We start from the raw sequence: 18,245 nt of genomic DNA, 5'->3' as shown, positions 1-18,245 counted from the left end.
CCCCGCCGTTCACCCACGTGGCCGCGCCCCGACGGCGCCGACCCCGGCCGTTCACCCGCACGTCGCGCCGGACCCACCGTTCGCGCCGTCGGGCGTCGACCTCGCGGTACCGGGCGACCACCGTGGGCATGCCCGCCGAACGCGACCCGAGGTGACCGCACGGTCTCTATGGGTACGAAGGGCGCGGGGAACGAGCCGGGGCGGGGGACGGACATGACGGATGCGGTGGAGTTCGCGCGGGCGGTGCACCCGGCGCGGGCGGGCGAGGCCAAGCGGATGCGCGACGAGGCCCGCGAATGGCTGGCCGGGCTGGAGCTGGACCAGGACGCGCGCGAGCGCGTGCTGATCGCGGTGTCCGAAGCCGTGGAGAACGCGGTCGAGCACGCCTACCCGGAGGGCCACGTCGAGGGCACGGTCGAGCTGACGCTGTGGTGCGAGGCGGACGCCGTCAACGTGCGGGTCACCGACAACGGGACCTGGGCGGAAGAGGGCTCGGAGCCCGCCGCGTACGGCTCGCACGCGCCCCGGGGGCGGGGCATCGTGCTGATGCAGCGCAGCGTGGACAGCGTCGCCATCCGGCACACCCAGGCCGGGACGACCGTGGCGCTGCGGCAGCTGCGGGTGCCGGAGAGCTGACTCAACCCGGCGCGACCGCCAGGCCGGCGAGGACCTGGTCGAAGAAGCCGAGCAGCTCGGTGCGCAGGGCGGCGTGCTGCTCCGGCGGCGCCCCGCCGAGCAGCTGGCCGGCGCTGGAGAGCATGCCGAGCACGACCGTCGGGTGCGACACCCCCGGTGAGCGGGCGAGGTAGCCCTCGCGCGCCAGGCCGTCGAGGATGCGGGCGATGAACGCGTAGCCGTAGTCGGCCTCGCACTCCCGCCAGCGTTCCCAGCCCAGCGCCAGCGGGCCATCGCGGAACACGATGCGTCCGTAGGCGGGCTCGGTGCAGGCGTCGAGGAACGTGGTCAGGGCCGCGCGGGCGCCGGCGAGGTGGTCGGGCGCGGTGTCCAGCGCCGCGCCGAGGCGCGCGTGGACCTCGGCCTCCCGCGCGGAGAACACGGCCTCGAACAGCGCCGCCTTGCCGGTGAAGTGGTGGTAGACGGCGCCCTTGGTCATGCCCGCGACGGCGGCGACGTCGTCGATGGACGTGCCGGCGAAGCCCCGCTCGGCGAAGAGCGCCGTGGCCGCCTCGACCAGCCCGGACCGCGTCGCGGCCGTGGCCTCGGCGCGGGGGGACGTCACTCGGGGCACCTGCGCAGGGTAGGTGACCGGGCGCCCGGGTCAGGCGCCGCTGGGGAGGAAGGCGGGGAAGGCGGCGGTGACCGCGGCGGGGCTGGGGGCCGGGATGCGCGGCGCGGGCACCGCCGCCGCGGGGTGCGCCCAGGGCGGGGCGTACCCGCGGTAGGCGCCCGGGGGCGGGTAGCCCCACGGGGTCCAGGTGTAGGCGTCGCCGACCGCGCCGCGCAGGACCGCGACGGCCGCGTGGTGGGCGGCGTGGGCCCAGTAGCCGTCCAGCTCGGCGAGGTCGCCCAGCCCGGCGGGGGCCTGGAGACGCGGGGCGGCGGGGTGCGCGGCGGGCATGTGCTGCATGCCCTCTCGGACGGTGCGGGAGGGCCGTGGGGTTCCCGTTTCCGTCTGGCGTTTCGTTGAGAGAGGGTCGTCCTTGATCGTCCGGGACTGTCGGGGGTCGGGGATAGCGTCCGTGACGTGACCATCGCCGAGGACGCGCCGGGGCCGTCGGCCGCGCTCCTGGACGCGGTCGACCCGGCCGCGCTGGCGGGCGCGGAGGTGGTCGAGTTCGCGCGGCGGTGCGCCCGCGAGCGCAACCAGGCCACCGCCCGGTTCCTCACCGCGCTGCACGAGGCCGGCCGGGCCGAGGAGGGCCGGCGGGCGCGGCGGTCGGTGCTCGACGAGTTCTCGGGCGACGAGGCCGCCGCGGCGCTGGGCTGGTCGCGGGCCATGGCCTCGCGCTGGCTCGACCTGGCCGACGACCTGCTCCTGCGCCTCCCCGAGGTCCACGCCGCGATGCGCGGGGGCGACCTGGACGACACCAAGGCGCGGGTGTTCAGCGACTGGACGCGCGACCTGTGCGACGACCACGCCCACCACGTCTGCACCGAGGTGCTGCCCGAGGCGCCGCGGCTGCCCTTGGGGGCGCTGATCGAGCGCGTCCAGCAGGTCGCCGCGGCCATCGACCCCGACTGGGCCGCGCGCCGCGAGCAGGCCGCACAGCGCCGGGCGCGGGTGGTGGCCTCGCGCAACCCGTCGGGCACGGCCAACCTCGGTGGCTACGACCTGCCGGTCGACCGCACGGTGCTCGGCATGGCGCGGCTCGAGGCCCTGGCCGCGACCCTGCGCCGCCGGGGCGTGCGGGTGCGCATCGAGAACCTGCGCGCCGAGGTCCTCATGACCCTGCTCGACGGCTCCGCCGCCGGGCTCGACGACGACGCCCTGCTCGACCTCCTGGTCGAGGCGCTGGGCCCCGGCGAGGAGCCCGGGCCGTCGGACGAGCCGGGGCCCGACGACTCCGGCCCCGACGACTCCGGCCCGGACACCGAACCGACCCCGCACGAGCCTCCGGACGACCCCGACGACGAGCCGCCCACCGAGCCGCCCCGGTCGGCCGGGGTGCGGACGGGGACGGTGGAGGTCCGGGTGCGGCTCACCACCGCGCTCGGGCTCGACGACCTGCCCGCGACCATCCCCGGCTGGGGCACCGTGCTCGCCGGCACCGCCCGCTCGCTGCTCGACCAGCACCGCGACGGCGAGTGGCGCGTCGTCCTCACCGACGACCAGGGTCGGCTCCAGCACCTCCTGCTCGCCCGCCGCCGCCCCCGACCACCCGGCCCCCGCCGGCGCGAGCGGCGGGGGCGGCGAGGTCCCGCGATCGTCGAGCTCCAGGTCCCGACGACGCTGCCGGCCGCCCTGGTGCCCGACGACCACGGCTTCTGGGGTCCGCTGCTGCACGAGTTGCAGGCGCGCCTCGGCGACCTCGGCCACGCGGCGCCCGACGCGCCCGACCACGGCGTCGACCCCGACGCCGCGCGGCACCGGAGACCCTCGGCCGAGGTCGACCGCTGGGTCCGCGTCCGCGACCGGCGCTGCGTCGCGCCCTCCTGTCGGCGCCCCGCCCACGCCGCGGACCTCGACCACACCGTCGACCACGCCCTCGGCGGACCGACGCTCACCGGCAACCTCGGGGCCTGGTGCCGGCACCACCACCGCGCGAAGCACCACGGCGGTTGGCGGGTCGAGCAGCCCGCGCCGGGCCACTTCCTCGTCACCACGCGGGCCGGCGCCGTCTACGAGGTCCGGCCCGCCCGCATCCTCGAGCCGCTGCCCGCGCCGCGCCCGGCCCCGACGCCGCGGCCCCTGCCGGCGCACGAGCGCGACGGCCCGGACGCGTACACCGATCCCCTCGACGACCCGGCCCGCGGACTCCGCGGACGCGCGCCGGGAGGAGCCGGCCGAGCGCACCCCGGACGCGCCCGCGCCTCCGCCCAGCTCGCCTCGATGCGCCGCGACCGCAGCACCCCGCCCAGTGAGGCAGCCACGCCCGGCCTCTTCCCGGACCCGCCCTTCTGAGGGGCGACCGCTACAGCAGCACGTCGTCCACGTGCACGAGCACCGCGACCGGCTCCAGCCCGGTCTGGGCGCGGATGCCTTCCTCCACCGTCGCCCGGATCCGAGCGCCCAGCGCCACGAGGTCGTGGCCGAAGTCGGCGGCGAGGGTGATCGCGACGACGGTCGACCCCCCGACGACGCCGGCGGTGACCTCGGGGCTGTCCTCGAGACTCGTCTCCGGGCCGTCGCCCGCCGCGATCACGTGGGTCAGCGCCACCCGCACGCCCGGCACGCGGGACGCGAGGTGCCGCGCGAGCGCCACGACCACCCGCCCGCTGATGCGCGTCCGGCCCCGGGGCCCCTCGATGCGGCCGTACTCGGGGTCGGCGGCGATGCCGCGGATGCTGCGCATGGCCTCGTCCAGCAGCCCGGCCGGGGCCTGTGGCCGGTGCGACGACACGGCGCGCACCGGCGCCCACAGCCGGTCGAACTCGGCGAGGGCCGCCTGGCAGTACGGGCAGTCGCGTTGGTGCTCGTCGAGGCGGTCGGTGGCCCCGCCGGCGACCTGGTCGACGAGGGCGGCGGTGTCCCGTCCGCAGGGCAGCCGGCCCTGGGCCACCGCGTCGGGAGTGCGCTCCTGGGTCATGTCCAGTCCTTCATCTCCGCCATCAGCGTGGCACGGGCCCGGGCCAGGCGGCCCCGGACCGTCGCCTCCGTCGTCTTCGTGACCGCCGCAGCCTGCCGGTACGACAGGCCCTCGAGCTGCACCAGCACCAGCGGCACCCGCTGCTCCTCGGGCAGGGCGCTGATCGCCGCCAGCCCGGCCTGCAGCTCCTCCCCCGCCAGCACCCGCCGTTCCGGGCCGGGGACCCGCGGGTGGTCCGCGTCCTCGATCTGCCGGTACGGCCGCTGCGCCCGCCGGTGGTTGAGGCATCGGTTGACCACCACCCGGTACAGCCAGGTCGTGAACGCCGACGTGCCCCCGAAGCCCGCGAGCGCCGTCCAGAGCTGGATGACGACCTCCTGCGCGACGTCGTCGGCGTCGGCGGGGCTGCCGAGCAGGCGCAGGGCGATGCGGTAGATCCGGTCGCGGTGGCGGCGGACCAGCTCCTCGTAGGCACGCCGGTCGCCGTCGCGGGCCCGGCCGACCAGCCAGCGATCGGCCTCGTCGTCCGTCCCCGCGGGGCTCGGGTCCGGGCCGTGTCCTCGACCCGTGCTGTTCACCGCCGCAGCCTCCCACGTTCGGTCGTGCACGACCGTTTCGGCATCGGTGCAGGTGGGGGACGTCGCACGGCGCTGTCACCCCATCGAGGTGACCGTCGCCACACCCTAACGCCGACGATCCCCCCGACCCGGGCCGAGGACCGGACGGACACCCGTCCGTGACACCACCGACGGGCGAGCGCGCGGCGCGGGACGGGCGCGCCTAGCGTCGGCGCCCGTGGATGCCGCACCTCCTCGTCGCGTCCCGGTGACTGACCCGGTGCCCGGCGTCCCCGGACCGGCCGTCCCCGCCGGCCACGTCGAGCCCTGCCCGCGGCGGGTGCGGGCGCGCCTCGACGGGCGGGTCGTCCTCGACACGACCGAGGCGCGCTACCTCTGGGAGCACCCCTGGTACCCGCGCTGGACGATCCCCGCGGCCGACGTCGACCCCGCGGTCCTCGTCGAGGACCCCGCGACCCGACCCGACCCGCACGGCACCGTGCGCGACGTCGCCCTGCGCACCGCGGACGGTGACCGCCCCGCCGGGCGGCGCTACGTCGACGGCCCGCTGGGCGGCACCGTCGCGTTCACCTGGACCGCGCTCGACGCCTGGTTCGAGGAGGACGAGCAGGTCCACGGGCATCCCCGCAGCCCCTACGTGCGGGTCGACGCGCTGCGCTCGCGGCGCCGGGTGCGGGTGGAGCTGGACGGGATCGTGCTCGCCGAGTCCGACGCCCCCGTGCTGCTGTTCGAGACCGGGCTCCCGACCCGCGCCTACCTCGACCCGACGGCGGTCGACCCCACCGTCCTGGAGCCCTCGGACACCGTCACCGCCTGCCCCTACAAGGGCGTGACCAGCCGGTACTGGTCGGTGCGCACGCCCGCGGGCCGGTACGACGACCTCGCCTGGACCTACGACCAACCCGCCCCGGCCGTGGCCCGCATCGCCGGGCTGGTGGCCTTCTACGACGAGCGGGTGGACGTCGTCGTCGACGGGGTGGCCCGGCCCCGCCCGCGCACGCACCTGGCCTGAGCGCGGCACCACGTGCTCCGGACGCCCCGGCTCGACGGTGGTCGCTGAACTTCCTCGTGCGCGAGGACGGCCGGGTCCGGGGGACGCAGACGCTCGCGGCGGACGACTTCGCCGTCGTCCGCGAGGTGCGCACCGGCTCCTGGCTCACCCGCGGCCCAGGGACGGGGCCTGGGCACCGAGATGCGCCACGCGGTGATCGCCCTCGCGTTCGACCACCTCGGCGCCCGCGCCGCGCGGAGCTCGGCCTTCACCGACAACCGGGCGTCGCTGCGGATCTCGGAGCGGCTCGGGTACCTCCCCGACGGCGTCGAGCACCACGCGCGCGTGGCCGCCCGGCCGTGGTGCACCGGTTCCGCCTGGACCCGCACGCCTGGCGCCGGCCTCCGTGGACGCTCGAGGTGCACGGCCTCGCGCTGTGCCGCGAGCTCCTCGGCGCCTGATCAGCCGCGCCGCGTCCCGCCGGCCCAGCGCTGTCCACGCGACACGCCGGGGACGACGACCCCAACGGGGTGATCGTGCGGCGGAGGTGTCGCGGTGCACCGGCCCGCGGGGTAGACCGGTCGGACCGACGCCGACGGGGGGATCGATGTCGTACGCCGCGCCGACCGCGCGCGAGACCGCGCGCCGTCGGTCCTCCCTGCGCGCGGCCGCCTCGGTGGTCACCACGGGGCTGTGCGTGGGCGTGATGCTCGTGCTCCTGGAGACCGCGGTCACCGAGCCGGAGACGCGCCGCGGCGGGTCGGGCAGCGCGCCCGGGGTCGTCGACCTGCCCTACGGCGGCCAGCTCGACCGTCCCGACCCCGGCGACGTCATCGAGCCGGGCGGCCTCATGGGGCTCGGCCTCCTGACGCTGGGCCTGCTCAACGGCCTCGTGTTCGCGGGCGCGGCCGGGCTGGACGGGGTGCGCGGGCCGTCGGCCGCCGAGACCCGCCGGCGGCTGCGCGCCCGCTCGGCCCGCGGCGCCGTGCCCGGCGGGCGGCGCGAGGTCGCGCGCACCGTCGCCACGCCCGCCGCGGCCCCGGCCGCCTCGGACGGTCCCGCCGTCGTCGACGTCCCCGCCCGCCGCAGCGCGCCCGGTCGCCCGGCGCTGGGGACGACCTACGCGGTCATCCCGTCCCCGCGCGCGCCGGAGCCCGACCGCCGCCCCGACCCCGAGCCCCCCGTCCCGGAGCAGCGGACCCCGGAGCCCGCGCCCGAGCAGCCCGCACCCGCCGAGCCGACCCGCGCCCCGTCGCCCCGGCGTCCCTCGCCCGTCCCCCGCGACGGCGGCGACGGCGCGCCGATCCCGGCGACCCGCCGCGGCACGGGGCCGTGGGGCTGGCGCCCCGCGCGCCCCGACCCGGTGCCGTGGCGCAACCCGCTGCCGGCCATGGCCGGGGCGAGCTGACGACCAGGCTCACGCCAGGGCGTCCTCGATCGTGCTGGTGAAGGCCGCGAACACCGGCCCTGACGGCGGCAGCACCTGGGTGACGAGCACGGCCGCCAGGTCGTGGTCGGGCCACGAGTACCAGAGCGTGCCCAGCCCGCCGGCCCAGCCGTAGCGGCGGCCGACCGCGGTCTCGACGACGCCGACCCCGTGGCCCCAGCCGCCGCCGTCGAGGAACGCGGCGGCCGCCGGGGCGGCCCGCTGGGTCGGGGTGAGCCTGTCGGTGGTCATCGCGGCGACCGCGTCGGCGGTGAGGACCCCGCCGCCGCCGTCGAGCAACGCGCCGGCGAAGCGCAGCATGTCCTCGGCGGTCCCGACCAGGCCGCTGCGGCCGTCGGGGAACGCCGGCGGCGTCAGCCACCGGCTGTCGGCGACGCCGTCGAACAGCGCGAGGGGCCCGTCTTCGCCGCGCACGAACGACGGCACGAGGCGGTCGGGGGCGCCGACGACGAAGCCGGTGTCGCGCATCCCGAGCGGGGCAAGCACCAGCTCGGCGAGGACGTCGCCCAGCGGTCGTCCCGCGGCGCGCGCGACCAGCACCCCGAGCACGGCGAACGACAGCTCGTAGCGCCAGGCGCGGCCGGGCTGGTCGAGGAGCGGCAGGCTCCCCAGCCCCACGAGCCACTCGTCGGGCGGGGGCGGGCCGTGCGGGTCGGGTGGACCGAACCCGAGACCGAGCGCGGCCGCCCGCTCGAGCGTCGGGCACGGGCCCTCGACGACGAAGCCGAACCCCAGCCGCATCGTCAGCAGGTCCTCGACGGTGACGGGCCGCTCCGCGGCGACGGTCGCGCCGGGGTCGTCGGGATCCGCGTCGAGCCGGCGCAGCACGCGGCGGTCGGCGAGCTCGGGCAGCAGGCGGTCGACGGGCTCGTCGAGGGCGAGCGCCCCGTCGGCGACCAGCCGCAGCGCGCACGCCGCGACCAGCGGTTTCGTGTTCGAGCTGAGCCGCACCACGGCGTCCGGGCGCAGCGGATCACCAGCGTCGGGGGTGGTGGCGCCGCGGGCCGCCAGCGACGTCCTGCCGCGGTACCGGACGCCGACCACCGCGCCGGGCACCTGTTCGTCGGGACCCTCCCCGACCAGGCCGGCGATCCCGTCGAGGACCTCCTCGGCGTCCAGCGCGATCTCCCCGTCAGCCGTGGAGTCCGCCGCCCGCGGGCCCCACGGGGCTGGGCTCGGGGCGGACGCCGCCGCCCCCGCCCGAGCCGTCGGGGCCGTCGTCGGGGTCGGGGCCGGTGGGCGTGCGGGCTGCGCCGCCGGCGATCCAGATGCCGACCTCGGTCCCCCGCTCGCGCTGCTCGCCGGCGGGCGGCTCCTGGTCGTCCACGTGGCCGCGCCCGGCGCCCGTGTGCACCGCGTTGCGGCCCACCGCCAGCATCCCGGCGTCCAGGGCCTTGTCGTGCGCCTCCGCGGCGGGCAGCCCCACCAGCTCGGGGACGGTGGCCACGTCGCCGGACCCCTCCTCGGCGTCGGGCGTGCGCGTGTCGTCGGTCTGCATCGTCGCCTCCTCCGGCATGCCGGTCATGCACTCTGCGTACCCATCCTGCCGGGCCCCCGATGCTGCGTCGGGCATCACCCCGGGGCCGACCCGGGCTCGAGGTCCGACCCGAGCCCGGTCCCCAGCCCCGACTCGGGCCCCGACACCAGCCCCGCCTCCACGCCTTCCAGCCAGCTCCGCACCAGGTCACACGCCCCGTCGACGTCGGCGGCCACCCCGACCGCGCGGGTGGGGCCCGCGAGGTCGTCGGCGGCGGTCAGCCGGACCCGCAGCGCGCCCTCGTCGGCCCAGACGGTCAGGAGCATGACCGCCCCCGGGCGCCCGGCGGTCACGCGAGCACCGAGACGACGAGGTAGCCGTTGATCGCGATGACGACCCCGGCCAGCACCCCCGCGACGGCGGTGACGGCGGGCCGGGTGACCAGCTCGCCCACCACGTCGCGGCGGCGCCCGAGCAGCAGCACCGGGACCAGGGCGAACGGGATGCCGAACGAGAGCACGACCTGCGAGACGAGCAGGACCGAGGTCGGGGAGGCCCCCAGGCCGAGCAGCAGCACCGCCGGGGCGAGGGTGACGGCGCGGCGCACCCACAGCGGCACCCGGCGGCGCAGGAAGCCGTCCATGATGACCTGGCCCGCGTACGTGCCGACCCCGGACGAGACGAGCCCCGAGAGCAGCAGCGCGACGGCGAACGCCCCGGCGGCCAGCGGCCCGGCGAGGTCCGCGAGCCCGGCGTGCACGCCCTCGAGGCTGTCGGGGGCGACGACGCCGGGCCGGAAGAACACCGTCGCGGCGACCACCAGCATCACCGCGTTGAGCACCCCGGCGGCGCCCATGCCCAGCCCGAGGTCGCAGCGCTGCGCCCGCAGCGCGGCCCGGACCCCGCCCGCGCGGCGGCGGACGTCGCGGGTGAGGTCGGAGTGCAGGTAGATGACGTGCGGCATGACCGTCGCGCCGAGGATGCCGGTGGCCAGCACGACGCTGTCGACGCCGGCAAGGCCCGGCACGAGCCCGCCGGCGACGAGCGCGGGATCGGGGTCGGTCTGCCCCAGCGTCGTCAGCAGGCAGACGAGGATGCCGCCGAACAGGGCGACGACGAGCAGCTCGAAGCGCCGCGGGTGGCGCTGGTGCACGGCGAGCAGGGCGCACGCGACGCCGCCGACGACGAGCCCGCCGGGCAGCAGGGGCACCCCGAACAGCAGGTTCAGCGCGATCGCCCCGCCCACCACCTCGGCGAGGTCGGTGGCGACGGCGACCGCCTCCGCCTGCACCCACAGCAGCCGGGACACCGGGCGCGGGTAGTGCTCGCGGCACAGCTGCGGGAGGTTGCGGCCCGTCGCCACCCCGAGCTTCGCGGAGAGGAACTGGACGAGCACGGCCATGAGGTTCGCGGCCACGATCACCCAGAGCAGCAGCATCCCGTGGGACGCGCCGGCGACGGTGTTGGTGGCGAAGTTGCCCGGGTCCACGTAGGCGGTGGCCGCCACGACCGCGGGGCCGAGCAGGGGCAGCAGGCGCCGCAGGCGACCCGGCGCGCGCGCCGGCGTCGACGGAGCCGGCGCGGCCTGCACGCGCGGTCCGGACGCGACGGACGGTGGTGCGACGGTCATCGGGTCTCCGGTCGGGGCGGGGCGGATCGCGGAGGGCGGAGCGGGCCCGCGACGAGCGGCCCGGACCCCGGTCGGGGTCCGGACCGCTCGAGGGCGGGGAGCCGTCTCAGTTGCCGGTCGGGCCCCACTGCCCGGGCGGGGTCTCGAGCTCCATCTCGGCGGTCGCCTGGACGAGCTCCATGAGCTCGGCGTCCAGGCCGGGGCCGAACTCCTCCGGGCGCTCGACGGCGATCTCCAGCGGCACGCCCTCGGGGGACTGCTCGGTGGAGAGCTCCGTGCCGTCCTTCGACGGCGACGGGCCGTTGAACACCTTGGCGGCCTCGTTGAGCTGGTCGAGGCTGTAGGTGTACTGCTTGCTCTGCAGCCCCTGCTCCAGCAGCGTCGCGACCTCGGGGTAGCGCTCCGCGTTGGTCTTCGGGATCGGCAGGAGCTTGTTCCACTCCACGCCCAGGGCCTCGAGCGCCTTCGCGTACGCGTTCTCGTGGGCCTGGTCGCGGACGATCAGGTAGGCGATCGTCGAGCGGGCCGTCTTGTTGGCGGTCATCTCGTAGAGCCGGCACTTCTGCAGGCGGCCGGTCGACTCGAGCATGAGGTTGTAGAGCAGGTTCAGCGGCAGGTTGCCGCTGTCGTAGACGTACTTGCCGCTCCACGGGTCACCCTGCGCGTCCACCGGCAGCGCGCCCTGGGCGCCGACGAGCCAGTGGTGGATGTTGCCGCCCGAGAGCGCGATCGACAGCGGCGTCGCGCCGCCCTCGGCGGGCTCGTCGAGGTGCGTGGGGTTGCCCTGGTAGCGCGGCGACCCGTCGACGAGGCGGGCGATCGTCGTGGCGATGAGCTCGACGTGGCCGATCTCCTCGGTGCCCACGCCGTAGAGCAGGTCGCGGAAGGGCTTGGCGGTCGCGCCGCGGAAGTTGAAGCTCTGGAACAGGTACTGCATCATCGTGCGCATCTCGCCGAACTGACCGCCCAGCCCCTCCTGCAGGGCGTTGGCGGCGGCCGGGTCCGGCTCGTCCGGGACGATCTCGTTCTGCAGGCGCTGCACGTGGAAGAACACGGGGGCGGTCCCCTCCTGGGTCGGTGACGGCCGATCGCGTGGGGATGGGGCGACGCATCGCCGGCACCCGTGACCGGTGTGCGACCCAGCGTCGGACCCGTCCGTCCCCCGGCCGTTCGTCGCGGCGTCCCCGGCGGCGTCCCGGATGCGTCGCCGTCCGCGTCACGGCCGCGTCACCTCCGCGTCACCGCGGCGTCCCCGACCCGGCGACGCCAGGCGTTTCCGACGATCTCCGTCGGGCACCCCGTCCTGTCCGTGGCCCCTCACCGCGGTCGCGCGTCGAGCCCACGAGCGCGCCGTCCGTCTCGACCTCTCCAGAGACCCACGCCGGTCGTCCACCCCGGGAGCGACCGTGCGGGAACGGCGACGATGACGCTCGACCTGCCGGCACCCACCGCGGCGCAGCTCTACCTCGTGGGACGGTTCGCCTGCCGGGTCGGCGACGCCGACCTGCGGCTGACGCCCACCGCCGAGCGCGTGCTCGCCTTCCTCGCCCTGGCGCGGCGCCCCGTGCGGCGCCACCAGCTCGCGGGCACGCTCTGGCCCGACGTCACCGACCGGCAGGCGCTCGCCCGGCTGCGGTCCGCGCTGTGGAAGGTGCCCGCCGCGCACCGGGCCTCGCTCGTCGAGGCCGACACCACCACCGTCGCGCTGCACGCCACCGCCACCGTCGACCTCTACGACCTCGACACCACCGGCCCCGACGACGACGGGGCCGGAGCGCCGATCCCGCGCGGGGAGCTGCTGCCCGGGTGGTGCGAGGAGTGGGTGCTCGTCGAGCGCGAGCGCCACCGGCAGCTGCGCCTGCACGCCCTCGAGGCCCGCAGCGCCCGGGCCTGCGCGCTCGGCCACCACCTCGAGGCGCTGGAGGCAGGCCTCGAGGCGGTGGCCCAGGAGCCGCTGCGCGAGAGCGCGCACCGCCGCGTCATCGAGGTGCACCTCGCCGAGGGCAACGCGGCCGAGGCCCTCGGCCAGTACGAGACGTTCCGCCGGCTCCTGCGCGCCGAGCTCGGCCTCGCGCCGTCGGACACGATGCGCGCGCTGGTCCGCCCGTTGCTGGGACGCCCGGCCGACTGACGCGCCGCACCGGCCCCGGCACCGCGGCTATGGTGTGGATCACAGCGAGGTGCGACGATCTCCGTCGGGTCGACACGACGGCGGGGAGCGGTGCATGGCGGACACGGACGCGGGCTCCTCGGCGTGGCACCAGCGCGCGCTTGCCGAGATCGTCCGGTGGTCGTGGCTGAAGGACCTCACCGACCGCACCACCGCCGTCGTCGACCCCGTCTACGACCGCTTCCGCAGCAACCCGGTCCTCGAGCTGATGCACGGCGGGCGCTGGCTCGGGCACTCCCTGCACCCCGCGCTGTCCGACCTCCCCATCGGCCTGTGGTCGGCGACGCTGCTGCTCGACGCGGCCGGGCAGGACGTGCCGCAGGCCGGCTCGCGCCTCGACCCGTCCTCGACGCTGAGCGCCGCGGGGCTCGCGGCCGCCGCCGCGACCGCGGCCACCGGCGTCGCCGACTGGAGCGTCAGCGACGCGGAGGACCGCCGCGCCGGGCTCTTCCACGGCCTGCTCAACGGCGCGGGCACCCTCCTGCAGGGCGCCTCCCTGGCCGCCCGCCTCTCCGGCCACCGGCCCACCGGCCGGGCGCTCGGCGCGGCGAGCCTCACCGTCACGGTCGCCGCCGCCTACCTCGGCGGGCACCTCGTGCAGGGCCGCGCGGTGATGGTCAACCGCGTGGCGACGCACACCGGGCCGCAGCGCTGGGTCCGCGCGGTGGCCGAGGACGACCTGCCCGTCGGCGCCACGACGGGCGTCGAGGTCGAGGGCCGGCGGGTGCTGCTGCACCGCACCGACGGCGAGGTGCTCGCCCTCGACGACGTGTGCAGCCACGCGGGCGCGCTGCTGCACCGCGGCGAGGTGCGCGACTGCACCGTGGTCTGCCCGCTGCACTTCTCGGTGTTCGACCTGCGCGACGGCCGCATCGTGCGCGGGCCGGCGCACCACCCGCAGCCCGTGCTCCCGGCCCGGGTGCGCAACGGATTCATCGAGGTCCGCGGCTCCGCACCCCGATCGCGACGCTCGTCGAACTGAGAGGAACCCACCAATGGCCTGGGAAGCGGTCGCCGACACCGACCAGCTCGACGAGGGCGACATGATGCTCTGCCACCTGGGCGGCCAGCCCATCTGCGTCGTCCGCCTCTACGAGGACGAGGCGGTGGCCGTGCACAACACCTGCACCCACCAGCAGCAGCCGCTCAACGAGGGCTACCTCCAGGAGGACGACTCCCTCATCTGCCCGGCGCACAACTCCCGCTTCGACCTGCACACCGGGGTCCCCACGGGCGTCCCGGCCGTCGACCCGATCCCGACCTACGCCTGCAAGATCGAGGACGGCGCGATCTGGGTCGACTTCGAGCAGCAGACCAACGACGCCGCCATCCCGCACAAGCCCTACTACTAACCTTCCCCGGGGTGGTCCTCCGCCTGCCCTCCACGGGTCCCGAGCCCCTCCCGCCCGACCACGCCCTGGACGCCGTCGTGGGGTACGCCCGGGCGCGGCGCTGGGTGCGCATGCGCTCCCCCGGCGATGCCGAGGGCCGGTGGGTCCAGGTGCCCGCGTTCGGGTGGGCGCGGTTCGACGCCCGGCCCGCGGGCACCGGCCTCGACGCCGACGTCCTGCTCGCCGAGGGCCTGCACGGACGCCTCGACCACGACTCGTGGCACGCCGTGCACGACACCCTCGCCGGGCTCGCACCGCTGGCGGACGCGCTGGTGGCCCGCGCCGGGGGCCGCGCGCTGTGGGACCTGCCCGACGGCGAGCTCTCGGTGCTCGACGAGCCCGGGACGGTGGGCGCGCACCTGCGCCGCCTCGGCCAGGAGGCCGGGCCGCGCCCCGCCCACGTCCTCGCCGCCCTGCACCACCGCCACCCCGGCCTCGTCCCGCACCTCACCCGCACCACCCGGCGCGCGCTGCTGCCCCACCTCGAGGAGGGCGACAGCGGCGTCGAGGCCGTGGTCCGCCGGGAGCTGCGGGCCAACGCGGACGCGTTCGCCGAGCTCGAGGAAGCGGTGGCCGCGGCGACCGGCCTGCGCCCGACCCGGCTGCGGCTGCACGACGTCCTGTTGTGGCTGTCGACGACCCTGCGGCTGGACCACGCGACCGCGGCGGGCCGGCGGCTCAGAGAGGCGGCGGACCCGGACTGACGGACCCGGCCTGCGCCAGGCCGGCGTAGGTCTCCCGCAGCTCGCGCTTGAGGATCTTGCCCGACGGGTTCTTCGGCAGCTCGTCCACGAGCAGGACGTACTTCGGGCTCTTGAACCCCGCCAGCCGCTCCCGGGCGTGGGCCACCAGCTCCGCGGCGTCGACCTCGGCGCCGCCGCGCAGGACCACCGCGGCGGCGACCGCCTCGATCCACTCCGGGTGCGCCACCCCGAACACGGCGACCTCGCTGACCGCGGGGTGGGAGTAGAGCGCGTCCTCCACCTCGCGGCTCGCGACGTTCTCGCCGCCGGTGATGATGATGTCCTTCTTGCGGTCCACGATCGTGAGGTAGCCCTCGGCGTCCATCACCCCGAGGTCGCCGCTGTGGAACCAGCCGTTCCGGAACACCTCGGCGGTCGCCTCCGGCTTGCCCCAGTACCCCCGCATGGCGTGGGGCGTCCGGTGCACGATCTCGCCGACCTGGCCCACCGGCACCGGGCGGTCGTCCTCGTCGTGCAGGCGGGTCTCGACGTTGAGGCTCGCGCGCCCGGCCGTGCCCGCCTTCGCGATCTGCTCCTCGGGGAACAGCACGGTGGCGTTGGGGGCGAGCTCGGTCTGGCCGTAGTAGTTGAACAGGCGGACGTCGGGCAGGCGCCGGCCCAGCTCCTCGAGGACCGGGACCGGCATGATCGCCGCGCCGTAGTAGCCCTTGCGCAGCGACGACAGGTCGTGGCGGTCGAACGCCGGCGAGCGCAGCAGGCGGATCCACACCGTCGGCGGGCAGAACATCTTCGTGATCCGCTCGGCCTCGACGGTGCGCAGGATCGTCTCCGGGTCCGCGGCCTCCACGACCACGCTGGTCGCGCCGAGGTAGACGTCGGGCGTCAGGAAGTCGTGCAGCGCCGCGCAGTGGTAGAGCGGCAGGGCGTGCAGCTCGACGTCGTCGCGGTGGTACTCGCCGTCGACGATGTCGCTGACGTACTGCGCGATGAGGTTGCGGTTGGTCATGATCGCGCCCTTGGGCGCCGACGTGGTGCCGCTGGTGTAGAGCAGCTGGACGGGGTCGTCGTCGCCGATCTCGACGTCCGGCGGGGTGGCGTCCTCGTGCTCCAGGAGCCGGTCGAACGACGTCCAGCCCGGGCTCCGGCCGATGACCACCCCCAGCGCGACCGGCCACTCGGCGGCCCCGAACGTCTCGACCAGCGCGTCCTCGACGATCGCCGCGCTCGCCCCGCTGTCCTCGAGGACGTAGCGGACCTCGGACGCGACGAAGTTGTGGTTGACCGGCACCGAGATGGCCCCGAGCCGCGCGAGGGCGAAGTAGGCGACGACGAACGCGTAGGAGTTGTGCGCGTGGATCGCCACCCGCTGGTTCCGGGCGACCCCGCGCTCGGCCAGCGCGCTCGCGACCCGGTTGGCATCCGCGTCGAGCTCGGCGAACGTCCGGCGGGTGTCGCGGTGGACCACCGCGAGCTTGCCGGGGTACTTGATCGCGGTCCGCGCCAGCAGCGAGCCGATCGTCTGCCGCCGCGCCCGCGCGACGTCCGCGGAGTACGGCGGCAGGTACCGGTCGAGGTCGTCCATCCGCTGCTCCTCCGGGTCGGGCGATCATCAGACCGCCGACGCGTCGCGGGGGCAAGGTCAACGCTCGAGCACGTCCGGGAAGCCGAAGGCCGCGGCCAGCGCGGGCTCGTGGAACTTGACCACCCGGGAGACGCCGGTGGCGGTGGCGGCCAGGACGACGACGCCGTCGGCGCGGAGCACCCCCCCGGCGTCCCGGTGGTACACCACCGCCGCCGGCTGGCCGTTGGCCGTGGTCGGGAGCATCCGCCAGTCGCCCGCCGTGCCGAGAACGTACACCTCGAGCGCGTGGAGGCACCGCGCCCGGCCCGAGGTCCAGTCGCGGAACGGCGTCGCCTCCAGCGTGGCGTCGGCGCGCAGCACCTCTTCGAGCAGGCGGGCGTCGGAGCGCTCGAAGGCCGCGATGTAGCCGTCGAGCAGCGCCCGCGCCCGGGGATCGGTCGGCGCGAGGAGGTCCCCGGACGTCGGCTCCCGCTCCCCCAGCCGGGCGCGGGCGCGCTGCAGCCCGCTCTTGACCGCCGCGGTGGTGGTGTCGAGGAACTCCGCGGTCTCGGTGGCGGAGAACGCCAGCACGTCGCGCAGGAGGAGGATCGCGCGCTGGCGGGCGGGCAGGTGCTGCAGCCCGGCGACGAGCGCGAGCCGCAGCGACTCGCGCTCGACCACCACCGCGGCCGGGTCGTCGGCGGGCGGGGTGACCCACGTGTCCGGCAGCGGCTCCAGCCACGCGACCTCGTCCGGCGTGTCGGGGCCCGCCAGACCCGAGGGCAGCACCCGGACCGGCCGCCGCGCCAGCGCCGTCAGGCAGACGTTGGTGGCGATGCGGTGGAGCCAGGACCGGGTCGAGGCCCGGCCCTCGAACCCGGCGTACGCGCGCCACGCCCGCAGGTAGGTCTCCTGCACCAGGTCCTCGGCGTCGTGCGCCGAGCCGACCATGCGGTAGCAGTGCGCCAGCAGCTCCCGGCGGAACCGCCCGGTCTCGGCGGTGAACCGCTCCTCGTCCGGCGCGGCCGGCCGGTGGGCTGTCACGGGACGAGGCTCTCAGGGCAGGAGGGCGAGCTTGCCGGTGGTGGCCCGGGCGGCCAGCTCCCCGAGCGCCTTCGCCCCGTCGGCGAGGTCGTACGTGGTGGGCCGGCCGGGGGCCACCACACCGGCGGCGACGAGCCGGGCGAGCTCCCCCATGACCATGCCGAAGATCTGCGGCGCGGCCTGGATCAGCACCCCGAGGTTGAAGCCGACGACCTGGACCTGGTGCCGGTACACCAGTTCCCGGTTGGTGACCGCGGCGTCGCCGCCCGCCACACCGTAGACCACGACCCGGCCGGTGACCCGCTTCGCTGCGGCCAGGCTCGCGCCGAACGTGGCGCCGCCCGCCGACTCGAGCACGACGTCGACGCCGGCGCCGGCGGTCAGCGCGAGCACCTCGGCCGCGACGTCGCCGGCGTGCGAGTCCAGGACGTGGTCGGCGCCCAGGGCCCGCACGGTGGGGTGCTTGGCCGGCGCCGCGGTGGCGATCACCGTCGCCCCGAGGTGCTTCGCCGCCGTGACCGCGGCCTGGCCGGTGGCGCCCGCGGCGGCGTGCACGAGGACGGTCTGCCCCGCCGTGAGGGCGCCCAGCGGCCCGAGCGCGGCCAGCGCGGTCGGCCAGTTCACGACGAGGCCCAGCGCCTCCTGCTCCGTCCAACCGGGCGGCACCGGCATCGCCGCGGCCGCGGGCAGCACCACGTACTCGGCGAAGGCCCCGTCCCCGACGCCGACGACGCGGGCGCCCGGCTCCGGGCCGGTCACCCCGTCACCGACCGCCACGACCTCGCCCGCGGCCTCGAACCCCGCCAGGTACGGCGGGCGCGGGCCGTCCCCGAACGTGCCGTGGGCCCTCGAGAGGTCGGCGAAGTTGACGCCGGCCGCGGCGACGCGGACCAGGACCTCCCCCGGCCCGGGGCCCGGCACCGGGGCATCGGTGATCAGCCGCATGTCCTGCGGTCCGTCGAGGGACGTCTGCTGCAGCGCGCGCATGGTCGCGGGACTCATCGGCGGTGGCCTCTCGGGATCGGCGTGAGCCGGCCCGTCGCG

At 76.6% G+C, this 18,245-nt stretch carries 20 protein-coding genes and 1 pseudogene; 9 read left to right on the top strand and 12 right to left on the bottom strand.

Annotation, left to right across the window (positions count from 1 at the left end; all coding sequences use genetic code 11):
- Positions 1 to 213: 213 nt before the first annotated feature.
- Positions 214 to 636 (top strand): ATP-binding protein, encoded by a 423-nt coding sequence (locus ACQPX6_RS11720; RefSeq protein ID WP_433787469.1) that lies wholly within the window; start codon positions 214 to 216, stop codon positions 634 to 636.
- A gap of 1 nt (position 637) precedes the next feature.
- Here ACQPX6_RS11720 and ACQPX6_RS11715 read toward each other — a convergent pair whose 3' ends face one another.
- On the bottom strand, positions 638 to 1,240 hold the full coding sequence (locus ACQPX6_RS11715) for a TetR/AcrR family transcriptional regulator (protein WP_433787468.1): 603 nt from the start codon (positions 1,238 to 1,240) through the stop codon (positions 638 to 640).
- 39 nt (positions 1,241 to 1,279) lie between these two features.
- Positions 1,280 to 1,588, bottom strand: coding sequence for a hypothetical protein (locus tag ACQPX6_RS11710; RefSeq protein WP_433787467.1), 309 nt, complete (start codon positions 1,586 to 1,588; stop codon positions 1,280 to 1,282).
- A 117-nt stretch (positions 1,589 to 1,705) separates the two neighbouring features.
- Between ACQPX6_RS11710 and ACQPX6_RS11705 the strand changes: the two genes are divergently transcribed.
- Positions 1,706 to 3,583 carry a DUF222 domain-containing protein gene (locus tag ACQPX6_RS11705; RefSeq protein ID WP_433787466.1) on the top strand — a complete coding sequence of 626 codons (1,878 nt, stop codon included), beginning with the start codon at positions 1,706 to 1,708 and terminating at the stop codon, positions 3,581 to 3,583.
- A gap of 10 nt (positions 3,584 to 3,593) precedes the next feature.
- Here ACQPX6_RS11705 and ACQPX6_RS11700 read toward each other — a convergent pair whose 3' ends face one another.
- Positions 3,594 to 4,208: a hypothetical protein gene (locus ACQPX6_RS11700; protein WP_433787465.1), complete on the bottom strand. Its 615-nt coding sequence runs from the start codon at positions 4,206 to 4,208 to the stop codon at positions 3,594 to 3,596.
- Positions 4,205 to 4,786 (bottom strand): RNA polymerase sigma factor, encoded by a 582-nt coding sequence (locus tag ACQPX6_RS11695; protein WP_433787464.1) that lies wholly within the window; start codon positions 4,784 to 4,786, stop codon positions 4,205 to 4,207. Before ACQPX6_RS11695 ends, ACQPX6_RS11700 begins: the two co-directional genes overlap by 4 nt.
- A 247-nt stretch (positions 4,787 to 5,033) precedes the next feature.
- Here ACQPX6_RS11695 and ACQPX6_RS11690 point away from each other — a divergent pair, with 247 nt between their 5' ends.
- The 3 genes and pseudogenes from ACQPX6_RS11690 (at position 5,034) to ACQPX6_RS11680 (ending at position 7,185) form a co-directional block, all read left to right on the top strand.
- Complete coding sequence (locus ACQPX6_RS11690) at positions 5,034 to 5,798, top strand: DUF427 domain-containing protein (protein ID WP_433787463.1); 765 nt, start codon at positions 5,034 to 5,036, stop codon at positions 5,796 to 5,798.
- Between the two features lie 180 nt (positions 5,799 to 5,978).
- A pseudogene (locus tag ACQPX6_RS11685) lies at positions 5,979 to 6,032 on the top strand (hypothetical protein); the annotation flags it as partial.
- Positions 6,033 to 6,384: 352 nt separating this feature from the next.
- Positions 6,385 to 7,185, top strand: coding sequence for a hypothetical protein (locus ACQPX6_RS11680; RefSeq protein WP_433787462.1), 801 nt, complete (start codon positions 6,385 to 6,387; stop codon positions 7,183 to 7,185).
- A gap of 9 nt (positions 7,186 to 7,194) precedes the next feature.
- Here ACQPX6_RS11680 and ACQPX6_RS11675 read toward each other — a convergent pair whose 3' ends face one another.
- The 5 genes from ACQPX6_RS11675 to ACQPX6_RS11655 all read right to left on the bottom strand — a co-directional run bounded on the left by ACQPX6_RS11675 (position 7,195) and on the right by ACQPX6_RS11655 (position 11,385).
- Positions 7,195 to 8,307 (bottom strand): serine hydrolase domain-containing protein, encoded by a 1,113-nt coding sequence (locus tag ACQPX6_RS11675; protein ID WP_433788250.1) that lies wholly within the window; start codon positions 8,305 to 8,307, stop codon positions 7,195 to 7,197.
- A 49-nt stretch (positions 8,308 to 8,356) separates the two neighbouring features.
- Positions 8,357 to 8,749, bottom strand: coding sequence for a PASTA domain-containing protein (locus tag ACQPX6_RS11670; RefSeq protein WP_433787461.1), 393 nt, complete (start codon positions 8,747 to 8,749; stop codon positions 8,357 to 8,359).
- 47 nt (positions 8,750 to 8,796) lie between these two features.
- Entirely contained in the window at positions 8,797 to 9,054 is a 258-nt protein-coding gene (locus ACQPX6_RS11665) for a hypothetical protein (RefSeq protein WP_433787460.1), read from the bottom strand.
- Positions 9,051 to 10,331 (bottom strand): Nramp family divalent metal transporter, encoded by a 1,281-nt coding sequence (locus tag ACQPX6_RS11660; protein WP_433787459.1) that lies wholly within the window; start codon positions 10,329 to 10,331, stop codon positions 9,051 to 9,053. The genes ACQPX6_RS11665 and ACQPX6_RS11660 overlap by 4 nt, the downstream gene beginning before the upstream one ends.
- A gap of 106 nt (positions 10,332 to 10,437) precedes the next feature.
- Complete coding sequence (locus tag ACQPX6_RS11655; RefSeq protein WP_433787458.1) at positions 10,438 to 11,385, bottom strand: manganese catalase family protein; 948 nt, start codon at positions 11,383 to 11,385, stop codon at positions 10,438 to 10,440.
- A 369-nt stretch (positions 11,386 to 11,754) separates the two neighbouring features.
- On the opposite strand from ACQPX6_RS11655, the gene ACQPX6_RS11650 reads away from it, so the two are divergent.
- The 4 genes from ACQPX6_RS11650 (at position 11,755) to ACQPX6_RS11635 (ending at position 14,596) form a co-directional block, all read left to right on the top strand.
- On the top strand, positions 11,755 to 12,462 hold the full coding sequence (locus tag ACQPX6_RS11650) for an AfsR/SARP family transcriptional regulator (RefSeq protein WP_433787457.1): 708 nt from the start codon (positions 11,755 to 11,757) through the stop codon (positions 12,460 to 12,462).
- 94 nt (positions 12,463 to 12,556) lie between these two features.
- Complete coding sequence (locus tag ACQPX6_RS11645; RefSeq protein ID WP_433787456.1) at positions 12,557 to 13,483, top strand: Rieske 2Fe-2S domain-containing protein; 927 nt, start codon at positions 12,557 to 12,559, stop codon at positions 13,481 to 13,483.
- A gap of 13 nt (positions 13,484 to 13,496) precedes the next feature.
- Positions 13,497 to 13,853, top strand: a complete 357-nt coding sequence (locus ACQPX6_RS11640) for a Rieske (2Fe-2S) protein (protein ID WP_433787455.1) — start codon at positions 13,497 to 13,499, stop codon at positions 13,851 to 13,853.
- 11 nt (positions 13,854 to 13,864) lie between these two features.
- On the top strand, positions 13,865 to 14,596 hold the full coding sequence (locus tag ACQPX6_RS11635) for a hypothetical protein (RefSeq protein WP_433787454.1): 732 nt from the start codon (positions 13,865 to 13,867) through the stop codon (positions 14,594 to 14,596).
- On the opposite strand, the gene ACQPX6_RS11630 is transcribed toward ACQPX6_RS11635, so the two are convergent.
- The 3 genes from ACQPX6_RS11630 to ACQPX6_RS11620 are packed head-to-tail and all read right to left on the bottom strand — an operon-like array spanning position 14,571 to position 18,203.
- The gene (locus tag ACQPX6_RS11630; RefSeq protein ID WP_433787453.1) at positions 14,571 to 16,178 is read right to left on the bottom strand and encodes a fatty acyl-CoA synthetase; all 1,608 of its coding nucleotides are present in this window, start codon (positions 16,176 to 16,178) and stop codon (positions 14,571 to 14,573) included. The two genes, ACQPX6_RS11635 and ACQPX6_RS11630, sit on opposite strands and share 26 nt — an antisense overlap.
- A gap of 57 nt (positions 16,179 to 16,235) precedes the next feature.
- Positions 16,236 to 17,201 carry an RNA polymerase subunit sigma-70 gene (locus tag ACQPX6_RS11625; protein WP_433787452.1) on the bottom strand — a complete coding sequence of 322 codons (966 nt, stop codon included), beginning with the start codon at positions 17,199 to 17,201 and terminating at the stop codon, positions 16,236 to 16,238.
- A 12-nt stretch (positions 17,202 to 17,213) separates the two neighbouring features.
- A complete protein-coding gene (locus ACQPX6_RS11620; RefSeq protein ID WP_433787451.1) occupies positions 17,214 to 18,203 on the bottom strand; it encodes a zinc-binding dehydrogenase in 990 nt (329 codons plus the stop codon).
- Positions 18,204 to 18,245 lie beyond the last annotated feature (42 nt).

This window comes from Actinomycetospora sp. CA-101289 (assembly GCF_050955895.1).
In the GTDB taxonomy this organism is placed as follows: domain Bacteria; phylum Actinomycetota; class Actinomycetes; order Mycobacteriales; family Pseudonocardiaceae; genus Actinomycetospora.
This window is presented reverse-complemented; position numbering and strand designations above follow the sequence as displayed.

Bases quoted from the DNA above. Each gene is read 5' to 3' on its own strand.
- ACQPX6_RS11720 (WP_433787469.1), top strand. From the start codon at position 214: ATGACGGATGCGGTGGAGTTCGCGCGGGCGGTGCACCCGGCGCGGGCG.
- ACQPX6_RS11710 (WP_433787467.1), bottom strand. From the start codon at position 1,588: ATGCAGCACATGCCCGCCGCGCACCCCGCCGCCCCGCGTCTCCAGGCC.
- ACQPX6_RS11700 (WP_433787465.1), bottom strand. From the start codon at position 4,208: ATGACCCAGGAGCGCACTCCCGACGCGGTGGCCCAGGGCCGGCTGCCC.
- ACQPX6_RS11680 (WP_433787462.1), top strand. From the start codon at position 6,385: ATGTCGTACGCCGCGCCGACCGCGCGCGAGACCGCGCGCCGTCGGTCC.
- ACQPX6_RS11670 (WP_433787461.1), bottom strand. From the start codon at position 8,749: ATGACCGGCATGCCGGAGGAGGCGACGATGCAGACCGACGACACGCGC.
- ACQPX6_RS11660 (WP_433787459.1), bottom strand. From the start codon at position 10,331: ATGACCGTCGCACCACCGTCCGTCGCGTCCGGACCGCGCGTGCAGGCC.
- ACQPX6_RS11650 (WP_433787457.1), top strand. From the start codon at position 11,755: ATGACGCTCGACCTGCCGGCACCCACCGCGGCGCAGCTCTACCTCGTG.
- ACQPX6_RS11645 (WP_433787456.1), top strand. From the start codon at position 12,557: ATGGCGGACACGGACGCGGGCTCCTCGGCGTGGCACCAGCGCGCGCTT.
- ACQPX6_RS11640 (WP_433787455.1), top strand. From the start codon at position 13,497: ATGGCCTGGGAAGCGGTCGCCGACACCGACCAGCTCGACGAGGGCGAC.
- ACQPX6_RS11630 (WP_433787453.1), bottom strand. From the start codon at position 16,178: ATGGACGACCTCGACCGGTACCTGCCGCCGTACTCCGCGGACGTCGCG.
- ACQPX6_RS11620 (WP_433787451.1), bottom strand. From the start codon at position 18,203: ATGAGTCCCGCGACCATGCGCGCGCTGCAGCAGACGTCCCTCGACGGA.